Raw genomic sequence first — 19952 nt, forward strand, 5'->3', positions numbered from 1 at the left:
GCACGCTAGCCGGTCACTCCACCGTGACGGACTTGGCGAGGTTGCGCGGCTGGTCGACGTCGGTACCGCGCAGCACGGCAACGTAGTACGACAGCAGTTGCAGCGGCAGGGTGTAGAGGATCGGTGCCAGGACGTCGTGAATATGCGGCATGTTCACCACGAAGATCCCTTCACCGTTGTCGAACCCGGCTTCACGATCGGCAAAGACGATCAGCTCGCCGCCACGGGCGCGCACTTCCTGCAGGTTGGACTTGAGCTTCTCCAGCAACTCGTTGTTCGGTGCCACCGTGACCACCGGCATGTCGGCGTCCACCAGTGCCAGCGGGCCGTGCTTGAGCTCACCGGCCGGGTAGGCCTCGGCATGGATGTAGGAGATTTCCTTGAGCTTGAGCGCACCTTCCATCGCCACCGGATACTGCGCGCCGCGGCCGAGGAACAGGGTGTGGTGCTTCTCGGCGAAGTGCTCGGAAATCTTCTCCACCGTAGCGTCCATCGCCAGCGCCTCGCCGAGGCGGGTCGGCAGCCGGCGCAGCTCGTCGACCAGCTCGGCCTCCAGCGCAGGGGAAAGCGTGCCACGGACCTGGCCCAGCGAAAGGGTCAGCAACAACAGGCCGACCAACTGGGTGGTGAAGGCCTTGGTCGAAGCCACGCCGATCTCCGGGCCGGCCTGGGTGAGCAAGGTCAGGTCCGATTCGCGTACCAGCGAACTGATGCCGACGTTGCAGATCGCCAAGCTGGCCAGATAGCGACCTTCCTGCTCGGTGCGCGCCTTGGCGTTGCGCAGCGCTGCAAGCGAATCGGCCGTCTCGCCGGATTGGGAGATGGTGACGAACAGGGTGTCCGACGGCACCACCACTTTGCGGTAGCGGAACTCACTGGCAACCTCGACCTGACAGGGAATACCGGCCAGTTCTTCCAGCCAGTAACGCGCGACCATGCCGGCGTGATAGCTGGTGCCGCAGGCGACGATCTGCACATTGCGCACCTTGGCGAACAGCTCGGCGGCTTGCGGTCCGAACGCCTGCACCAGCACCTGATGATCGCCTAGCCGGCCTTCCAGGGTGCGCTGCACGACCTTCGGCTGCTCGTGAATCTCCTTGAGCATGAAGTGGCGATACTCGCCCTTGTCCGCCGCTTCGGCACCTTCGTGGTACTGCACGGCCTCGCGCTGCACCGGCTGGCCATCGACATCCCAGATATGCACCGCATCACGGCGGATTTCGGCGATGTCACCCTCTTCCAGATACATGAAACGGTCGGTGACCTGACGCAGCGCCAGCTGGTCGGAAGCGAGGAAGTTTTCCCCCAGGCCCAGACCGATCACCAACGGACTGCCGCTGCGCGCGGCGAGCAGGCGATCGGGCTGGCGGGCCGAGATCACCGCCAGGCCGTAGGCGCCATGCAGTTCCTTGACTGCCGCCTTCAGCGCAACGGTGAGGTCGCCAAGCGAAGCGAGCTTGTGGTGCAGCAGGTGCACGATGACTTCGGTATCGGTATCCGAGAGGAATACGTAACCCATCTCCTTGAGTTGAGCCCGCAGTGCCTCGTGGTTCTCGATGATGCCGTTGTGCACCACGGCCAGATCGTCACCGGAGAAATGCGGATGAGCATTGCGCTCGCAGGGTGCACCGTGGGTCGCCCAGCGGGTATGCGCAATGCCCAGGCGGCCGGCCAGCTGCGTCTGTTGCTGAGCCTGTTCCAGTTCGGCGACCTTGCCGTTACGGCGCAGGCGCTCGAGCGTGCCGTTCTCATCCAGCACGGCAACGCCGGCACTGTCATAGCCACGGTATTCCAGGCGCTTGAGGCCCTCGAGAAGGATCGCGGTGATGTTGCGTTCGGCGACGGCGCCAACGATGCCACACATGCTCAGGTCTCCAGATTGGTTTCGACGGCCACGCAGATCAGTTTGACGCCGCGGGCCAGGATGCTGCTGCGCGCCTCGTCGCTGAGGCGCTCATCGGTGATCAGGGTATGCACGCTGCTCCAAGGCAGCTCGAGATTGGGAATGCGCCGACCGATCTTGTCGGCCTCGGCGAGCACGATGACTTCCCGCGCGACATCGGCCATCACTCGGGACAACCCTAGCAGTTCGTTGAAGGTGGTGGTGCCCCGCTCCAGATCGATGCCATCTGCACCGATGAACAGTTGGTCGAAGTCATAGGAGCGCAGCACCTGCTCGGCAACCTGGCCCTGAAAGGACTCCGAATGCGGGTCCCAGGTGCCGCCGGTCATCAGCAGCACCGGTTCATGCTCCAGCTCACGCAGGGCATTGGCCACGTTCAACGAATTGGTCATCACCACCAGGCCATGCCTGTGGCCCAGTTGCGGAATCATCGCCGCCGTGGTGGTGCCGCTGTCGATGATGACCCGTGCGTGCTCGCGAATGCAGCCGACCGCGGCGGCGGCAATCGCCTGCTTCCAGGACGACACCGGCTGCACGCTGTCGCCGATCAGCTCCTGCGGCAACTGCACCGCTCCGCCGTAGCGGCGCAGCAGCAGGCCGTTCTTCCCGAGTGCGGTGAGATCCTTGCGGATGGTGACTTCCGAGGTTTCGAAGCGCCGCGACAGCTCATCCACACTGACCTCGCCGCGCTCGTTGAGCAAGGCGAGGATCGCGTGGCGACGTTGCGGGGTGTTGCGCTTCGACATGTATATGTTTCGATTCGAAAGATAACGGCGCGAATCAAAACATAAGTGCTTGCGGGCTGCAAGCTGCTGGCGATCCAGCCTCGGCCCCGATAACGGGGAGCACGCCGGCATCCCCGTTCCGAACGCAGGATCTACGACTGCTTCTTCGGTCGCTGCCAGCCTTCGATATTTCGTTGGCGGCCGCGGCCGAGGCCCAGAGTATGCGCCGGTACGTCCTCGGTGATCGTCGAACCGGCGCCGGTCGTCGCGCCATCCCCCAGATTCAGCGGTGCAACCAGCGAACTGTTGGAGCCGATGAAGACATCCTCGCCCATCACTGTCCTGAACTTGTTGGCGCCGTCGTAGTTGCAGGTGATTGTCCCAGCGCCGATATTGCTCCGCGCGCCGATCTCGGCGTCGCCCAGGTAGCTCAGATGACCGGCCTTGGCGCCATCGCCCAGGGTCGCGTTCTTCAGTTCGACAAAATTGCCCACGTGCGCCTTGGCACCGAGCACGCTGCCCGGACGCAGCCGCGCGAACGGGCCGCAATCGGCACCTTCGCCGACCACCGCACCTTCGAGATGGGAGTTGGCCTTGACGATCGCACCGCGGCGCAGCGTGCTGTCCTTGATCACGCAGTTCGGTCCGATCTGCACATCGTCCTCGATGGTCACCTTGCCTTCGAGGATGACGTTGACGTCGATCAGCACGTCTCGCCCGACGTCCACCTCGCCACGCAGATCGAAACGCGCCGGATCGCGCAGCGTCACGCCTTGGGCCATCAAACGGCGAGCGGCACGCAGCTGGTAGTGGCGTTCCAGCTCCGCCAGCTGGATGCGGTCGTTGGCGCCTTGCACTTCCATGGCGTCCAGCGGCTGTTCGGTGGCGACGCGCAGACCGTCAGCCACGGCCATGGCGATCACGTCGGTCAGGTAATACTCGCCCTGGGCATTGCTGTTGGACAGGCGGCCGAGCCATTCGCCGACACGGTTGCCCGGTACGGCGAGAATGCCAGTATTGCCCTCGCGGATCGCCTTCTGCTCGTCGCTGGCATCCTTGTGCTCGACGATGGCCTGCACTTCGCCGCGCGCATCACGGACGATGCGGCCATAGCCGGTTGGGTCGTCCAGCTTCACCGTCAGCAACGCCAGCTGCTCCGGCCCGACCTTCTGCAACAGACGCTGCAGGGTTTCAACTTCGATCAGCGGTACGTCACCGTAGAGGATCAGCACGCGCTCGGCCGACAGATTCGGCAACGCCTGGGCCACGGCATGGCCAGTTCCCAGCTGCTCGGCCTGGATGACGAAGGCTAGATCATCGCCGGTCAGCCGCTGGCGCACCTGCTCGGCACCGTGGCCGATGACCACCTGGATGCTTTGCGGCTGCAGCGCACGGGCCGTGTCGATGACATGCCCGAGCATGGATTTTCCGGCGACCGGATGCAGCACCTTGGGCAGCGCCGAACGCATGCGCGTGCCCTGGCCTGCGGCGAGAATGACGATATCGAGAGACATGAAGCGATTCCTGAACGGTTTCGGCCCGTCAGCTCACCCATACGCAGTCAGGGTGCAGCTGGTATCAGCGCCGACAAATGGCAGAAAAAGAAAAAGGGTAGCCAAGGCTACCCTTTTACTCGAGCGCGATGAAGTCGCGGGCCGATCAGTGCCGGCCGTACTTCTTGCGCATTGCCTCGATGGTCCGCAGCTGGGCTGCGGCCTCGGCCAGACGAGCGGCGGCGGAGCCGTAATCGAACTCCGCGCCCTTCTCGTGCAGGGCCTTCTCGGCAGCTTTGACGGCAGCCTGAGCGGCAGCTTCGTCGATGTCCTTGGCGCGCGTAGCGGTATCGGCGAGAACCTTCACCATGTTCGGCTGCACTTCGATGAAGCCGCCGGAGATGTAGAAGATCTCCTCGTCACCACCCTGCTTGATCACTCGAACCGGACCCGGCTTGAGATCGGTCAGCAGCGGCGCGTGACCCGGCAGAACGCCGATGTCACCCAGGTTGCCGTGGGCGACGACCATTTCCACCAGCCCCGAGAACAGCTCTTCTTCCGCACTGACGATGTCGCAATGCACTGTCATAGCCATGTTCATGCCTCGGTAATCAGCCTGACCGGCAGCTGCCGGTCAAGCTGGTTGGCGCCCGCGAACGGGCGCGCCAGTTACAGTTTCTTGGCTTTCTCGATGGCTTCGTCGATGCTGCCGACCATGTAGAACGCCTGTTCCGGCAGATGGTCGTAGTCGCCATTGAGGATGCCGGAGAAACCACGGATGGTTTCCTTCAGCGGAACGTACTTGCCTGGCGAGCCCGTGAAGACTTCGGCCACGAAGAACGGCTGGGACAGGAAGCGCTGGATCTTACGAGCACGGGATACCAGCTGCTTGTCGGTCTCGGACAGTTCGTCCATACCGAGGATCGCGATGATGTCCTTCAGCTCCTTGTAGCGCTGCAGCACGTACTGAACGCCGCGAGCGGTGTCGTAGTGCTCCTGGCCGATCACCAGCGGATCCAGCTGACGCGAAGTCGAGTCGAGCGGATCGACCGCCGGGTAGATACCCAGGGAGGCGATGTCACGCGACAGTACGACGGTGGCGTCGAGGTGGGCGAAGGTGGTCGCCGGGCTCGGGTCGGTCAGGTCGTCCGCAGGTACGTATACGGCCTGTACCGAAGTGATCGAGCCGTTCTTGGTGGAGGTGATGCGCTCCTGCAGAACGCCCATCTCTTCGGCCAGAGTCGGCTGGTAACCTACCGCGGAAGGCATACGACCCAGCAGCGCGGATACTTCGGTACCGGCGAGGGTGTAACGGTAGATGTTGTCGACGAACAACAGAACGTCACGGCCTTCGTCACGGAACTTCTCGGCCATGGTCAGGCCGGTCAGCGCTACGCGCAGACGGTTTCCCGGCGGCTCGTTCATCTGGCCGTAAACCAGGGCAACCTTGTCCAGAACGTTGGAGTCCTTCATCTCGTGATAGAAGTCGTTACCTTCACGAGTACGCTCACCCACACCGGCGAACACGGAGTAACCGCTGTGCTCCATGGCGATGTTACGGATCAGCTCCATCATGTTTACGGTCTTGCCGACACCGGCACCACCGAACAGACCGACCTTACCGCCCTTGGCGAACGGGCAAACCAGGTCGATAACCTTGATGCCGGTTTCCAGCAGCTCGTTGCCGCCAGCCTGCTCTGCGTAGGACGGAGCAGCGCGGTGAATGGTCCAGCGCTCTTCTTCGCCGATCGGGCCGGCTTCGTCGATGGGGTTACCCAGGACGTCCATGATGCGACCCAGGGTCTGCTTGCCGACCGGTACGGAGATACCGGTGCCGGTGTTGACGACGTCCAGGCCACGCTTGAGGCCTTCGGTCGAACCCATGGCGATGGTACGGACAATGCCGTCGCCCAGCTGCTGCTGGACTTCCAGGGTGGTCTCGGCGCCTTGAACTTTCAGCGCGTCATAGACGTTCGGTACCACATCGCGCGGAAATTCCACGTCGATAACGGCGCCGATGATTTGAACGATACGTCCGCTACTCATGTTTGGTTCCTCTGAATATTTGAACCGTTCTTAAACCGCGGCAGCGCCGCCGACGATTTCCGAAATTTCCTGAGTGATCGCAGCCTGACGGGCCTTGTTGTAGACCAGTTGCAGGTCGCCGATCAGCTCACCGGCGTTGTCGGTTGCGTTCTTCATGGCAATCATCCGCGCCGCCTGTTCGGCCGCGCCGTTCTCGACCACCGCCTGGTAGGCCTGGGACTCGATGAAACGAACCAGCAGGGCATCCAGCAGCTGCTGGGCGTCCGGCTCGTAGAGGTAGTCCCACTGACCCTTCTTGACCGGCTCGGCGTTCTCGTCTGCGGCCAGTGGCAGCAGTTGGTCGACCGTCGGTTTCTGGGTCATGGTGTTGATGAACTTGTTGGATACCAGGTACAAGCGATCGATCCGGCCTTCGTGGAAGGCATCGAGCATGACCTTGACGCTGCCGATCAGATCGTTGATCGATGGCTCTTCGCCGAGGTTGCCGATCGCTGCGACGACGTTGCCGCCGAAGCTGCGGAAGAAGCTCGCGCCCTTGTTGCCGATCACGCAGAGGTCGACTTCGACCTTCTGGTCGTGCCACTCCTTCATGTTCTTGATCAGGACCTTGAACAGGTTGATGTTCAGGCCACCGCAAAGACCACGATCAGTAGACACGACGATATAGCCGACACGCTTGACCGGACGCTCCACCATGAACGGGTGACGGTACTCCGGGTTGGCAAAGGCCAGATGGCCGATGACCTGCCGGATCCGCTCCGCATATGGGCGGCTGGCAGCCATGCGCATCTGTGCCTTGCGCATCTTGCTGACCGCCACCTTTTCCATGGCGCTGGTGATCTTCTGCGTGCTTTTGATGCTCGCAATCTTGCTGCGAATCTCTTTTGCGCCTGCCATTTGACACCTATCGGGTTAGCAGGCGGGAGCCTCTCGGCTCCCGCTGCGGCTTACCAGCTTTGCGTGGCCTTGAACTTCTCGATACCAGCCTTCAGGCCAGCGTCGATTTCGTCGTTGAAGTCACCCTTCACGTTGATCTTCGCCATCAGATCGGCGAACTCGCGGTTGAAGAAGGCGATCAGGGCCTGCTCGAAGGCGCCAACCTTGGCCACTTCCACGTCCGTCAGGAAGCCACGCTCGGCGGCGTACAGGGACAGGGACATGTCGGCGATGGACATCGGCGCGTACTGCTTCTGCTTCATCAGCTCGGTAACGCGCTGACCATGCTCCAGCTGCTTGCGGGTCGCTTCGTCGAGGTCGGAAGCGAACTGCGCGAACGCAGCCAGTTCACGGTACTGAGCCAGAGCGGTACGGATACCACCGGACAGCTTCTTGACGATCTTGGTCTGCGCGGCGCCACCGACGCGGGATACCGAGATACCGGCGTTGACGGCCGGACGGATACCTGCGTTGAACATCGCCGATTCCAGGAAGATCTGACCGTCGGTGATGGAAATCACGTTGGTCGGAACGAACGCGGAAACGTCGCCCGCCTGGGTTTCGATGATCGGCAGAGCGGTCAGCGAGCCGGTCCTGCCAGTTACGGCACCGTTGGTGAACTTCTCGACATACTCTTCGGAAACACGCGACGCACGCTCCAGCAGACGGCTGTGGAGATAGAACACGTCGCCCGGGTAGGCTTCACGTCCCGGCGGACGACGCAGCAGCAGGGAAATCTGGCGATAAGCCACAGCCTGCTTGGACAGATCGTCATACACGATCAGCGCGTCTTCACCGCGGTCGCGGAAGTACTCGCCCATGGTGCAACCGGCGTAAGGAGCCAGATACTGCAGGGCAGCGGATTCGGAAGCGGACGCAGCGACAACGATGGTGTTGTGCAGCGCGCCATGCTCTTCCAGCTTGCGCACCACGTTGGCGATGGTCGACTGCTTCTGACCGATGGCGACGTAGACGCAGCGGATGCCACTGTTCTTCTGGTTGATGATGGCGTCGATGGCCAGGGCGGTCTTGCCGATCTGACGGTCACCGATGATCAGCTCACGCTGGCCACGGCCTACCGGGATCATGGCGTCGACCGACTTGTAACCGGTCTGCACCGGCTGGTCGACGGACTTACGCCAGATCACGCCCGGCGCGACCTTCTCGACCGCATCAGTTGCCTGAGCGTTGATCGGGCCTTTGCCATCGATCGGGTTACCCAGTGCGTCGACTACGCGACCCAGCAGTTCCGGACCAACCGGAACTTCGAGGATGCGGCCGGTGCACTTGGCGCTCATGCCTTCGGTCAGGCCCAGGTAGTTACCCAGAACCACGGCACCTACGGAGTCCTGCTCCAGGTTCAGTGCCATACCGAAGATGCCGCCAGGGAACTCGATCATCTCGCCGTACATGACGTCGGCCAGACCGTAGATGCGTACGATACCGTCAGAAACGCTGACGACGGTGCCCTCGTTACGGGCTTGAGCAGCGACATTCGATTTCTCGATGCGCTGCTTGATGATTTCACTAATCTCGGAAGGATTCAGTTGCTGCATGCCATGACCCTCAAATCAGGATTTCAACGATTCGGCCAACTGGCTCAGTTTGCCGCGGACCGAACCGTCGACAACCACATCACCGGCGCGAATCAACACGCCGCCGATCAGCGCAGGATTCACGGCCTGCTGGAGGTTGACGGTGCGATCTAGCCGCTTCGACAGGGCGGCAGCCAAAGTTTGGAGTTGCTCGTTGCTGAGCTCGAAGGCGGTTTCAACTTCTGCCTCGAGCGTTTTCTCGGCTTGCGCCTTGATGTCCTCGTACAGCTCCCACACGGTCGGCAGTACCGACAGGCGATCGTTCTCGCCAAGGGTCTGGACGTAGTTGCGGAAAGCTTCGTCGGCGTCGTCACCGAGTAGACGCACCAGCCCCTGGACCTTGCTTTCGCTGGTCAGGCGGGGGTCGTTCAGCAACGCTGCGACTTCTGGGACTTCAACAGCGATGGCGGCCAGGTTCAGCATTTTCGACCAGGACTCGGTCGTTCCTGCGGCGCTGGCGAACTCGAAAGCGGCTTTCGCGTAAGGCCGAGCAAGCGTCTGGGTATTGATCATCGCTTGCCTCGCTTAGAGTTGGGAGGCCAGTTTTTCGACCAGCTCGTTGTGCACCTTGGCGTCCACCTGGGACTCCAGGATCTTCTCTGCACCGGCGACGGCAAGAGCCGCTACCTGACTGCGCAGTTGGTCCCTGGCACGGTTCACTTCCTGTTCGATCTCGGCGCGGGCGCCGGCGGCCAGTCGCTCGCCTTCGACACGTGCCTGCTGCTTGGCTTCCTCGATGATCGCATTGGCGTGCTTGTTCGCCTGCTCGATGATCTGGGCTGCCTGCTCCTTGGTCTCGCGGAGGGTGTTGGACACCTTGTCCTGAGCCAGTTTCAGGTCTTGCTGCGCACGGCCTGCCGCATCCAGTCCTTCAGCGATCTTCTTCTGGCGTGCTGCCATGGCTGCCGTGATGGGCGGCCATACGAGCTTCATGCAGAACCAGACGAAGATAGCGAAGGCGAGCGTTTGACCGAACAGCGTCAAGTTAATGTTCACAGCGATTTACCTCGTGCTATCTCGTTCAACGCGGGAGTCATTCCACGGCGACGGGGCTCGCCCGGCGAACCCCATCTCAAACCGGAAAGTGATTAACCGGCGACAACGAAGATGAGGTACATCGCGATACCAACGCCGATCATCGGCACGGCGTCGAGCAGGCCGGCCATCAGGAAGGTTTTGGTTTGCAGCTGGGGAGCCAGCTCAGGCTGACGAGCAGTGGATTCCAGCAGCTTGCCGCCCAGCAGGGCGAAGCCAATACCGGTGCCCAGGGCACCCAGACCGATCATGATGGAGGCGGCGATGTAGACGAGTTCCATGTAAAGCTCCTGAAGCTAAGGGGGGTTAAGGTTTTTCGGTTAAAGCGTTAGCGGTTTTCAGTGATGTTCTTCATGGGCAGAGCTCAGGTACACCACCGTCAGTACCATGAAGATGAAGGCCTGAAGCGGGATCACCAGAATATGGAAGATCGCCCAAGGCACATTCAGGGTCCACTGCACGTAGAACGGCAGCAGAGCGATGAGGATGAACACCACCTCACCGGCATACATGTTGCCGAACAGACGCAGCGCGAGGCTGAGCGGCTTGGTCAGCAGGCCGAGAATCTCGAGGAACAGGTTGAACGGCACCAGCGACCAGTGGTTGAACGGAGTGAACGCCAGCTCCTTGCTGAAGCCACCGAAACCCTTGACCTTGACGCTGTAGAAGAGAATCAGGATGAACACGCCGAGCGACAGGCCGAAGGTGCCGTTCGGGTCGGCGGTCGGCACGATCTTGAATGCCGGCAGGCCCAGCAGGCTGGCCAGACCCGGGATGTAGTCGACCGGAATCCACTTCAGGCTGTTCATCAGGAACACCCAGACGAAGATGGTCAGCGCCAGCGGAGCGATCAGAGCATTGCGGCCGTGGAAGGTGTCCTTCACCACGCCTTCGACGAACTCGACGCACATCTCGACGAAGTTCTGCAGCTTGCCCGGTACACCGGCGGTGGCCGACTTGGCGGCGCTGCGGAACAGCAGGATGAAGATGGCGCCCATCAGCAGCGACCAGCCGAGGGTATCCAGGTGGAATGCCATGAAGCCCATGTCGCGAGCTTCCAGACCTGTCTGAGCGATGGTCCAGGTGGCCTGATCGAGAACGGAGCCATCAGCACGCTCGTAACCTGCCGGCAGCTTGCCGTAGGTGAGGTTTTGCAGGTGGTGCTGGATATATTCAGCGGGGGTACTCGCCATAAACGCCTCAATGCTCAATGCTTCGGATTGTTTTTCATCAGCAGGAGCGCGCTTGCTCCGACGCCCAGAACCAGCAGATAGCCGGCAAACAAGGCGATCGGTTCCAGCGGTTTCACTCCCACGAACACCAACGCAAAAAGCGCTGCTGCCAGAATCTGTTTACCCATCTCGCCGGACCAGAACGACTGGATGATCGCCCGAGTCGAACGTGCGCCAAAGTAACGAAAGGCCTTGTACGCGAAATACACGTTCGCCGACAGCGCAATCAAACCGCCGCACAGCGCGGAGTAGCCGGCGACCATACCAAAAACCAGGCCACATGAGACAGCGGTCGCTACTACGACCATCGCCTGCATCTGCAATACGCGAAACGCCGGAAGGCGATGGAAGGGTGTTCTGTTGCGTATGTTCACCTGAATTCCATCGCTGCAGCAGGCCGCGTAAATAATTGTCCGCAGTCAAAAAAAGCGCGGCGAGTATAGGAGCAGGCCAGCCAGGGTTCAACTCTCCGGTAGTATTTTCCGACCGGCACTACAAACAATTTGTATCAACGGATGTGGGCCAATACACCCTGCAGTTCATCCAGCGAACTGTAGCGGATCACCAGCTGCCCTTTGCCCTTCTGCCCGTGCTTGATCTGCACCGGAGAGCCCAGGCGTTCGGCCAGACGCTGCTCCAGACGGCTGATGTCCGGGTCGATCTTGGCCTCGGCTTTCGGTGTCTCCTTGCTGTTCAACCACTGACGCACCAGGGCTTCGGTCTGGCGCACGGTCAGCCCACGTGCGACAACGTGCCGCGCGCCCTCGACCTGCTGTTCGGCCGGCAGGCCAAGCAGCGCACGCGCATGCCCCATCTCCAAGTCTCCGTGGGACAGCAGTGTCTTGATCTCTTCCGGCAGTGCGATCAGGCGCAGCAGGTTGCTTATCGAGACGCGCGACTTGCCTACGGCGTCGGCGACTTGCTGCTGGGTCAGCTGGAACTCCTGTTGCAAGCGCTGCAGCGCGACGGCTTCCTCGATCGGATTCAGGTCTTCGCGCTGGATGTTCTCGATCAGCGCCATGGCAATGGCCGCCTCGTCCGGCACTTCGCGAACCAGCGCCGGTACCTTCTCCAAGCCGGCCTGCTGGCTGGCGCGCCAGCGGCGCTCACCGGCGATGATCTCGAAGCGGCCACCACTGACGGGACGCACCACGATCGGCTGCATCACGCCGTGGTTCTTGATCGACTGCGCCAGCTCTTCCAGGGCCTGCGGATCCATGTCGCGGCGCGGCTGGTACTTGCCGCGCTGGATCAGGTCCAGCGGCAGGTGCTGCAGTTCACGGGTATCGACCTTCGCAGCCTCTTCCTGCATTGCCGAAACGCTGGCGCCGCCGAGCAGAGCGTCGAGTCCACGGCCTAGGCCTCTTTTCTTGGTCGCCATGAGTAGTCCTTATGCGAGGGCGCCACGCGCCGACTGGCGCTGGCGTCGCGACAGTTCACCGGCCAGGGCCAGATAGGCCAGAGCACCCTTGGATTGCTTGTCGTAGACCAGCGCCGGCATGCCGTGGCTGGGGGCCTCGGCAAGCCGCACGTTGCGTGGGATGACGGTGTCGTAGAGTTTGTCGCCGAAATGCGCCTTGAGCTGTTCGGATACATCGTTGGTCAGGCTGCTACGCGGGTCGTACATGGTGCGCAGCAGACCTTCGATCTTCAGGCTGGGGTTGAGCGCCTGGCCGATACGCTGGATCGAATTGACCAGATCGGTAAGCCCTTCGAGCGCGTAGTACTCGCACTGCATGGGAATGATGACGCCGTCCGACGCAGCCAGCGCGTTGATGGTCAGCATCGACAGCGACGGCGGGCAATCGATGAGGATGTAGTCGTAGTTCTCCCGCACCGGTGCCAGTGCCTCACGCAGGCGTTTTTCCTTGGCCGGCAGGTTCAGCAGGGCCACTTCCGCCGCGGTCAGGTCGCGGTTGGCCGGCAGCAGCTGATAGCCGCCATGCTCGGAAAACTGCATGGCATCGACCAGGCTGCATTCGCCGATCAGCACATCGTAGATCGAGTACTCCAGGCCGAGCTTGTCCACACCGCTGCCGGTGGTGGCATTGCCTTGCGGATCGAGATCGATCAGCAGCACGCGCCGGCGGGTGGCAACCAGCGAAGCCGCGAGGTTGATGCAGGTGGTGGTCTTGGCGACACCGCCTTTCTGGTTGGCAATGGCGAAGACTTTAGCCATGGTCAGTGTCTGTCCGGGTCATGAAGTGCGGCGCAGTATCAGCAGATGGCGCTGGCCTTGGCAACCGGGAACCTTGAGTACGTGACAGGCATCGAGGCGGAAATCCGCAGGCAGCCGTTGCAGCTCGTCGTCCGGCTGCACGCCCTTCATCGCCAGCCAGCGCGTCTCGGTATTGCCCAGATGACGCGTCCAATTGGCGAAGTCCTCGAGAGAACTGAAGGCACGCGAGGTGATGCCTTCGAAGGCTTCCGCCGGCTGGAACTGCTCGACTCGGCTGTGCACGACTTCGAGGTTGGCCAGTTTCAGCTCCAGCTTTACCTGCGTCAGGAAGCGTGTTTTTTTCCCATTGGAGTCCAGCAGCGTGAAGCCGCGATCGGGAAACATGATCGCCAGCGGCACGCCAGGCATGCCACCACCACTGCCGACGTCCAGCCAGGTCCGTCCAGCCCCGGCAACGAAAGGCACCACGCTCAGGCTATCGAGCAAGTGCCGCGAAACCATTTCGTCTGGATCGCGCACGGCGGTGAGATTGTAGGCCTTGTTCCACTTGATCAGCAGCGCCAGGTAGGCCAGCAACTGCTGCTGTTGCCCTTCACTCAACTCGACGCCCAGCGCCTGGGCGCCACGAACGAGTTCCGCGGCATGGGATTCGCTGACCAGGCTCATCAGGCGCTCTGCTCCAGCTGCTGGCCGGCAGTGCGCTTCTTCAGATGAATCATCAGCAGCGACACCGCAGCGGGAGTGACTCCCGGAATACGCGATGCCTGTCCGAGTGTCTCCGGCCTTGCCTGATCGAGCTTTTGCTGAATTTCCTTCGACAAGCCCGGAATCGTCGTGTAGTCGAGATCAGCCGGCAGGGCGATGTTCTCGCTGGCACGCAGTCGCTCGATCTCGTCCTGCTGACGTTCGATGTAGCCGGCGTACTTGGTCTTGATCTCGACCTGCTCGGCGACCTGCGGATCCGGCGCACCGTCACCGGTCAGTTCGATCAGGCTCTGGTAATCGATCTCCGGACGAGCCAGTAGATTGAGCAGGTTGTACTCGCGGGCCAGAGGGCTGCCGAAGCGCTCGACGATCGCATCGCCCTGTGGGGTGCCGGGACGGACCCAGCAGCTCTTCAGGCGCTGCTCCTCGAGCTCGATACCTTCGCGCTTGGCGCAGAACGCCGCCCAACGGGCATCGTCCACCAGCCCCAGTTCGCGACCCTTCTCGGTCAGACGAAGATCGGCGTTGTCCTCGCGCAGGATCAGCCGGTATTCGGCACGCGAGGTGAACATCCGATAGGGCTCCTGAGTGCCAAGGGTGATCAGGTCATCGACCAGCACACCGAGGTAGGCCTCGTCACGCCGTGGGCACCAGCTGTCCTTGCCCTGCGCGCGTAGCGCGGCGTTGGCTCCGGCGAGCAGCCCCTGGGCACCGGCCTCTTCGTAACCGGTGGTGCCGTTGATCTGGCCAGCGAAGAACAACCCGCCGATCACCTTGGTCTCCAGGCTGTACTTGAGATCGCGTGGGTCGAAGTAGTCGTATTCGATGGCATAGCCCGGCCGCACGATGTGGGCGTTCTCCATGCCACGGATGCTCTGCACGATCTGCAGCTGCACATCGAACGGCAACGAGGTGGAGATGCCATTGGGATACAGCTCATGGGTGGTCAGGCCTTCCGGCTCGAGAAAGACCTGATGGCTGTCCTTGTCGGCGAAACGATGGATCTTGTCTTCGATCGACGGGCAGTAGCGCGGCCCCACGCCTTCGATCACGCCGGAATACATCGGCGAACGATCGAGGTTGGCAGCAATGATTTCGTGCGTGCGGGCGTTGGTGTGAGTGATCCAGCAGCTGACCTGACGCGGATGCTGCTCACGACTGCCCATGAACGACATCACCGGCAGCGGTGTGTCGCCAGGCTGCTCGGTCATCAGGGAAAAATCCACCGAACGACCATCGATACGAGGCGGGGTGCCGGTTTTCAGTCGACCGACGCGCAGTGGCAACTCGCGCAGGCGCTGAGCCAGGGCGATCGAAGGCGGATCGCCTGCGCGCCCACCTGAATAATTCTGCAAGCCGATGTGGATAAGTCCACCGAGGAAGGTTCCTGTCGTCAACACCACCGAGCTGGCCAGAAACCGCAGGCCCATCTGGGTAACCACACCACGAACCTGATCCTGCTCGACGATGAGGTCGTCAGCGGCCTGCTGGAATATCCACAGGTTGGACTGATTCTCCAGCGCTTCACGCACTGCAGCCTTGTAAAGAACTCGATCCGCTTGCGCACGGGTGGCGCGCACCGCTGGTCCCTTGCGGCTGTTGAGTACACGGAACTGGATGCCGCCCTTGTCCGTAGCCATTGCCATGGCCCCACCCAGGGCGTCGATTTCCTTGACCAGATGACTCTTGCCGATGCCGCCGATAGCCGGGTTGCAGCTCATCTGGCCGAGGGTTTCCACATTGTGGCTGAGCAGCAGGGTCTTCACGCCCATGCGTGCCGCTGCCAGCGCAGCTTCGGTGCCAGCATGGCCGCCACCGATAACGATCACGTCAAAACGGGAAGGGAAGTCCACCATGCACCTCGTGCCTGTTCAGATGGGAAATTCGGGAAGCCGCGAAGTATAGGGATTTAGCCGGAGCTAAAGAAGGGCTCTGAGCAAAAAATGACCAACCATCGGGCGGAGACAAGTCGGTGGATAAACATAGAAATAGAGAAGAAATATATAAGAAGCTTATTTATGTGTTTATGAATGGTGAAGCGATTTTCTGTGGATAACCGCTTGTATCCCTTGTCATGTCTACTCTGTAGCGAAGGATAAAGCTGTGCTTCGGTTGGGCGTTAACGGTGTGGATACCGTCTGCATCCTGTGGATTAAAGTGAAGCTTATGCACAGGGCGGTTTTTCACCAGCTTCTGTCATGAGTTTTCTACTGCCCTCAGGCGGCTTTTTCCACAGGACTCATGACAGGAGAAATGGGCAGCCGAATGCCTGCGTCACGAGTTCTTCTGCGTGGCGCTATGCGTTGTGATGGAGGGGGCGGGCGCGGTTAGCGCCCTGTGCATGTCATTTGCCGATGCAGAAGCTCGAGAAGATTCGCCCGAGCAGGTCGTCCGAGCTGAACGCACCCGTGATCTCGCCAAGCGCCTGTTGTGCCTGGCGCAGATCCTCGGCCAGCAACTCGCCGGCGCCGGCCAGCGTCAGCTGGGCATGGCCATGCTGCAGGTACTGATCGGCCAGACGCAATGCGTCCAGATGGCGGCGGCGGGCGCTGAAACTGCTTTCAGAGGTTTGTTCGTATCCCATGCACTGCTTGAGGTGTTCGCGCAGCAACTCGATACCTTCGCCGGATCGTGCACAAAGGCTCAGTGTCGCTTGTCCGTTCTCGTCAAAGCGAATCGAGATCGGCTCACCGCTGAGGTCGGCTTTGTTGCGAATCAGCGTCACCCGGTTCGGCGCGGGACTGGACTCGAGAAACTCCGGCCACAGGGCCAGTGGGTCCTGCGCCTCAGGCGCACTGGCATCGACCATCAATAGCACCCTGTCCGCTTCGCCGATGGCGCTGAGCGCGCGCTGCACACCGATGCGCTCCACCTGGTCTTCGGTGTCGCGCAGGCCTGCGGTATCGACCACATGCAGCGGCATGCCGTCGATCAGGATGTGTTCGCGCAGGACATCCCGGGTGGTACCGGCGATATCGGTGACGATGGCGGCCTCACGGCCCGCCAGTGCGTTGAGCAGACTGGACTTGCCGGCGTTGGGGCGCCCTGCGATCACCACGGTCATTCCGTCGCGCAGCAGGGCGCCCTGTCCGGCTTCGCGCAGCACTGTGGATAACTCGGTCTTCACGGCATTCAGTTGTGCCAGAACATGCCCATCGGCAAGGAAGTCGATTTCCTCTTCGGGAAAATCGATCGCCGCTTCGACATAGATACGTAGCTGAATCAACTTTTCGGTCAGCTGATGCACGCGGCGAGAGAATTCGCCCTGTAGAGAACGCACCGCATTGCGCGCGGCCTGCGCCGAACTGGCTTCGATAAGATCGGCGATCGCCTCGGCCTGGGCCAGATCGAGTTTGTCGTTGAGGAATGCGCGTTCGCTGAATTCTCCTGGTCGAGCCAGGCGCACGCCGAGCTCGATACAGCGCAGCAGCAGCATATCCAGAACGACCGGGCCACCATGCCCCTGAAGTTCGAGTACGTCTTCACCGGTGAATGAATGCGGACCTGGAAAAAACAGCAACAGGCCTTCGTCGATCACCTCGCCGTCGTCTGCGTGAAACGCACCGTAATGTGCATACCGCGGCGTCGGCTCACGACCGGTCAGGGTAATGGCGATGGCCTTGGCCCGCGGCCCTGACACCCGAACGATGCCGACTCCTCCGCGTCCCGGGGCGGTAGCGACGGCGGCAATGGTGTCGCGAACTGGATTCATGCGGCCTCCTTTCTGGATGGCAGATAGCACAACGCCCCAATCAAGGGGCGTTGTGCATTGGCGGTTGAGGCGTCAGACGGGCTTCGCCGCGGCCTCGATCTTGCGGGTAATGTACCACTGCTGAGCGATGGACAGGACGTTGTTGACCACCCAGTACAGCACCAGACCGGCAGGGAACCAGAGGAAGAAGAAGGTGAAGATCACCGGCAGCAGCTTCATCACTCGCGCCTGCATCGGATCCGGCGGTGTCGGGTTGAGCTGCTGCTGGATGAACATGGTTATGCCCATGATGATCGGCAGGATGAAGAACGGATCCTTGATCGACAGGTCGGTGATCCAGAACATCCACGGCGCCTGGCGCATCTCGACGCTTTCCAGCAGCACCCAGTACAGGGCCAGGAACACCGGCATCTGCACCAGAATCGGCAGACAGCCGCCCAGCGGATTGATCTTTTCCTTCTTGTACAGCTCCATCATCGCCTGAGACATCTTCTGGCGGTCGTCGCCATGCTGTTCCTTGAGCGCCTGCATCTTCGGCGACACTGCGCGCATTCGCGCCATCGACCGATAGCTCGCCGCGGAGAGCGGGAAGAAAGCGAGCTTGATGATGATGGTCAGAACGATGATCGACCAGCCCCAGTTGCCCAGCAGTGCATGGATGTTCTCCAGCAGCCAGAAGATCGGCTGAGCGATGAACCAGAGGATCCCATAGTCGACGGTCAGGCGTAGACCGGGCGACAGTTCTTCCAGCTTGTCCTGGCTCTTCGGTCCGGCATACAGCGTGGCGCCGGTCTCGCCCTGTGCGCCGGCCGGTACGCTGACGGCTGGGCCGGTAAAGCCGATGATGTAGTTGCCCTGGCTGTCCTTGCGCGTCTGTACCTGGTTGGTATCGCCCGGCTGAGGAATCCAGGCGGTGACGAAATAATGCTGCAGCCAGGCGATCCAGCCACCCTGCACGCTTTCACGCAGATTGCTTTCATCCATGTCACCCATGGAGACCTTGCGATACGGCTCGTCCTTGGTCCACAGCGCAGCGCCAAGATAGGTAGCGGTGCCGGTGGCGGTGCTCGAGGACGGGTCACCGCTGTTGTCGCGCTTGAGCTGGCCGAACAGGTAACCGGTCCAGGGTTGAGCGCTCTGGTTGTCGATCAGGTAGTTCACCTTGAGCGCATAGTTGCCGCGCTCGAGGGTGAAACGCTTGATGTAGTTGACACCATCGGCGCTGTATTTCAGATCGACGACCACCTGGTCCTGACCTTCGGCCAGCTGGTATTCGCTTTTCTCGCTGCTGTATTGAGGACGACCGCTCGCCTTGTCCGGGCCGTCGCCGATCAGGCCGCTCTGTGCCTCGTAGACACGCTCGCCGCTGCGCTCGAACAGCTGGAACGGCACATCGGGACGATCCTGCCGACGCGGGTACTGCGGCAGATGCAGTTCGACGATGTCGCCGCCGCGCGGATCGATGGCCACATCCAGCACGTCGCTGCGCACACGAATCAGCTGGCTGCTCGGCGCGTTAGCCGGCAGAGCGCTGGCTTGCTGCTGGCCGGCAACCGCGGGCACGTCGCCAGCGGTGCCTTCACTGTTGGCGGCCGGGCTATCCGGAAGAGCCGGTGCGCCCGGCTGGCTTTGCGCGGTTTCGGTCGGTAGGGCTGCCTGACCGTAGTCCTGATTCCATTGAAGAACCATCAGGTAGGCAACGACTGCTAATGCGACGAGCAGTATCGAGCGTTTGATATCCATGGTTACTCGGCCATCGGAGATGAATTGGAGGTGTTATGGGAAGGCACGGGATCGTAGCCGCCGGGGTTCCACGGATGGCAGCGCCCTAACCTGCGCAGGCTCAGCCAGCCACCATGCAACAGGCCATGAGTTTCGATGGCCTCGAGTGCATAGCAGGAGCAGCTTGGATAGAAACGGCAGTGACTGGCCATCATCGGACTGATGGCGTACTGGTAGACTCTGATCGAAGCGATGGCCAATTTACGCATGGGTGCTGTTGGCGGCTCCAGGTTCGACGGCGGTCTTGGATGGACTGCGTGACAGTCGCTTCCAGAGCTTGGCGAATTGCTTCGCCAGTTCGGGATTGTCCAGATCAGCCAATCCCTTGCGGGCGACGATCACGATGTCCCAGCCCACCAGATCCGACTGGTGATGGCGAAAGGTCTCACGTATCTGCCGCTTGATGCGGTTACGTTCGACCGAAAGCTTGACGCTTTTCTTGCCGATCACTAGCCCAAGGCGGGGGTGTTGCAGATCGTTCTCACGTGCCAGCAGCAGGACGTTCCTGCCAGGCACCTTACCGGAAGGGGAGTCGAAGACTGCCTTGAATTGGCGGGGAGTCAGCAGTCGCTTTTCCCGGCCGAAGCCCCGACTCACTACCTGTTCCGA

The 19952-nt window shown here is 61.4% G+C and carries 20 protein-coding genes; all 20 read right to left on the bottom strand.

Annotated elements, in window-relative coordinates:
- Positions 1–13 precede the first annotated feature (13 nt).
- Entirely contained in the window at positions 14–1864 is a 1851-nt protein-coding gene (gene glmS, locus P5704_013810; protein ID WOF77141.1) for a glutamine--fructose-6-phosphate transaminase (isomerizing), read from the bottom strand.
- A gap of 2 nt (positions 1865–1866) precedes the next feature.
- Positions 1867–2649: a DeoR family transcriptional regulator gene (locus P5704_013815; protein WOF77142.1), complete on the bottom strand. Its 783-nt coding sequence runs from the start codon at positions 2647–2649 to the stop codon at positions 1867–1869.
- Positions 2650–2780: 131 nt separating this feature from the next.
- Complete coding sequence (glmU, locus tag P5704_013820) at positions 2781–4142, bottom strand: bifunctional UDP-N-acetylglucosamine diphosphorylase/glucosamine-1-phosphate N-acetyltransferase GlmU (GenBank protein ID WOF77143.1); 1362 nt, start codon at positions 4140–4142, stop codon at positions 2781–2783.
- A gap of 145 nt (positions 4143–4287) precedes the next feature.
- Positions 4288–4716: a F0F1 ATP synthase subunit epsilon gene (locus P5704_013825; protein WOF77144.1), complete on the bottom strand. Its 429-nt coding sequence runs from the start codon at positions 4714–4716 to the stop codon at positions 4288–4290.
- Between the two features lie 74 nt (positions 4717–4790).
- Positions 4791–6167, bottom strand: a complete 1377-nt coding sequence (gene atpD, locus P5704_013830; protein WOF77145.1) for a F0F1 ATP synthase subunit beta — start codon at positions 6165–6167, stop codon at positions 4791–4793.
- A 30-nt stretch (positions 6168–6197) separates the two neighbouring features.
- Entirely contained in the window at positions 6198–7064 is an 867-nt protein-coding gene (atpG, locus tag P5704_013835) for a F0F1 ATP synthase subunit gamma (protein ID WOF77146.1), read from the bottom strand.
- Positions 7065–7114: 50 nt separating this feature from the next.
- A complete protein-coding gene (gene atpA, locus P5704_013840) occupies positions 7115–8659 on the bottom strand; it encodes a F0F1 ATP synthase subunit alpha (GenBank protein WOF77147.1) in 1545 nt (514 codons plus the stop codon).
- A 15-nt stretch (positions 8660–8674) separates the two neighbouring features.
- Positions 8675–9211 carry a F0F1 ATP synthase subunit delta gene (locus P5704_013845; GenBank protein WOF77148.1) on the bottom strand — a complete coding sequence of 179 codons (537 nt, stop codon included), beginning with the start codon at positions 9209–9211 and terminating at the stop codon, positions 8675–8677.
- A gap of 12 nt (positions 9212–9223) precedes the next feature.
- Entirely contained in the window at positions 9224–9694 is a 471-nt protein-coding gene (locus P5704_013850; protein WOF77149.1) for a F0F1 ATP synthase subunit B, read from the bottom strand.
- Positions 9695–9786: 92 nt separating this feature from the next.
- Positions 9787–10014, bottom strand: a complete 228-nt coding sequence (atpE, locus tag P5704_013855) for a F0F1 ATP synthase subunit C (protein ID WOF77150.1) — start codon at positions 10012–10014, stop codon at positions 9787–9789.
- 57 nt (positions 10015–10071) lie between these two features.
- Positions 10072–10926 (bottom strand): F0F1 ATP synthase subunit A, encoded by an 855-nt coding sequence (atpB, locus tag P5704_013860; protein WOF77151.1) that lies wholly within the window; start codon positions 10924–10926, stop codon positions 10072–10074.
- A 14-nt stretch (positions 10927–10940) separates the two neighbouring features.
- Positions 10941–11339, bottom strand: a complete 399-nt coding sequence (locus P5704_013865; GenBank protein ID WOF77152.1) for a F0F1 ATP synthase subunit I — start codon at positions 11337–11339, stop codon at positions 10941–10943.
- Positions 11340–11473: 134 nt separating this feature from the next.
- Positions 11474–12346, bottom strand: a complete 873-nt coding sequence (locus P5704_013870) for a ParB/RepB/Spo0J family partition protein (protein ID WOF77153.1) — start codon at positions 12344–12346, stop codon at positions 11474–11476.
- Positions 12347–12355: 9 nt separating this feature from the next.
- Positions 12356–13144 carry a ParA family protein gene (locus tag P5704_013875; GenBank protein ID WOF77154.1) on the bottom strand — a complete coding sequence of 263 codons (789 nt, stop codon included), beginning with the start codon at positions 13142–13144 and terminating at the stop codon, positions 12356–12358.
- 18 nt (positions 13145–13162) lie between these two features.
- Positions 13163–13810, bottom strand: a complete 648-nt coding sequence (gene rsmG / locus P5704_013880) for a 16S rRNA (guanine(527)-N(7))-methyltransferase RsmG (protein WOF77155.1) — start codon at positions 13808–13810, stop codon at positions 13163–13165.
- Positions 13810–15702 (bottom strand): tRNA uridine-5-carboxymethylaminomethyl(34) synthesis enzyme MnmG, encoded by a 1893-nt coding sequence (gene mnmG, locus P5704_013885; protein ID WOF81234.1) that lies wholly within the window; start codon positions 15700–15702, stop codon positions 13810–13812. Before mnmG ends, rsmG begins: the two co-directional genes overlap by 1 nt.
- A gap of 491 nt (positions 15703–16193) precedes the next feature.
- A complete protein-coding gene (gene mnmE / locus P5704_013890) occupies positions 16194–17561 on the bottom strand; it encodes a tRNA uridine-5-carboxymethylaminomethyl(34) synthesis GTPase MnmE (GenBank protein ID WOF77156.1) in 1368 nt (455 codons plus the stop codon).
- Between the two features lie 72 nt (positions 17562–17633).
- The gene (gene yidC, locus P5704_013895) at positions 17634–19304 is read right to left on the bottom strand and encodes a membrane protein insertase YidC (GenBank protein ID WOF77157.1); all 1671 of its coding nucleotides are present in this window, start codon (positions 19302–19304) and stop codon (positions 17634–17636) included.
- 2 nt (positions 19305–19306) lie between these two features.
- Positions 19307–19552, bottom strand: a complete 246-nt coding sequence (gene yidD, locus P5704_013900) for a membrane protein insertion efficiency factor YidD (GenBank protein ID WOF77158.1) — start codon at positions 19550–19552, stop codon at positions 19307–19309.
- On the bottom strand, positions 19545–19940 hold the full coding sequence (gene rnpA, locus P5704_013905; protein WOF77159.1) for a ribonuclease P protein component: 396 nt from the start codon (positions 19938–19940) through the stop codon (positions 19545–19547). The genes yidD and rnpA overlap by 8 nt, the downstream gene beginning before the upstream one ends.
- Between the last annotated feature and the right edge of the window lie 12 nt (positions 19941–19952).

Origin of the sequence: Pseudomonas sp. FeN3W (assembly GCA_030263805.2) — a bacterium.
GTDB lineage: Bacteria > Pseudomonadota > Gammaproteobacteria > Pseudomonadales > Pseudomonadaceae > Stutzerimonas > Stutzerimonas stutzeri_G.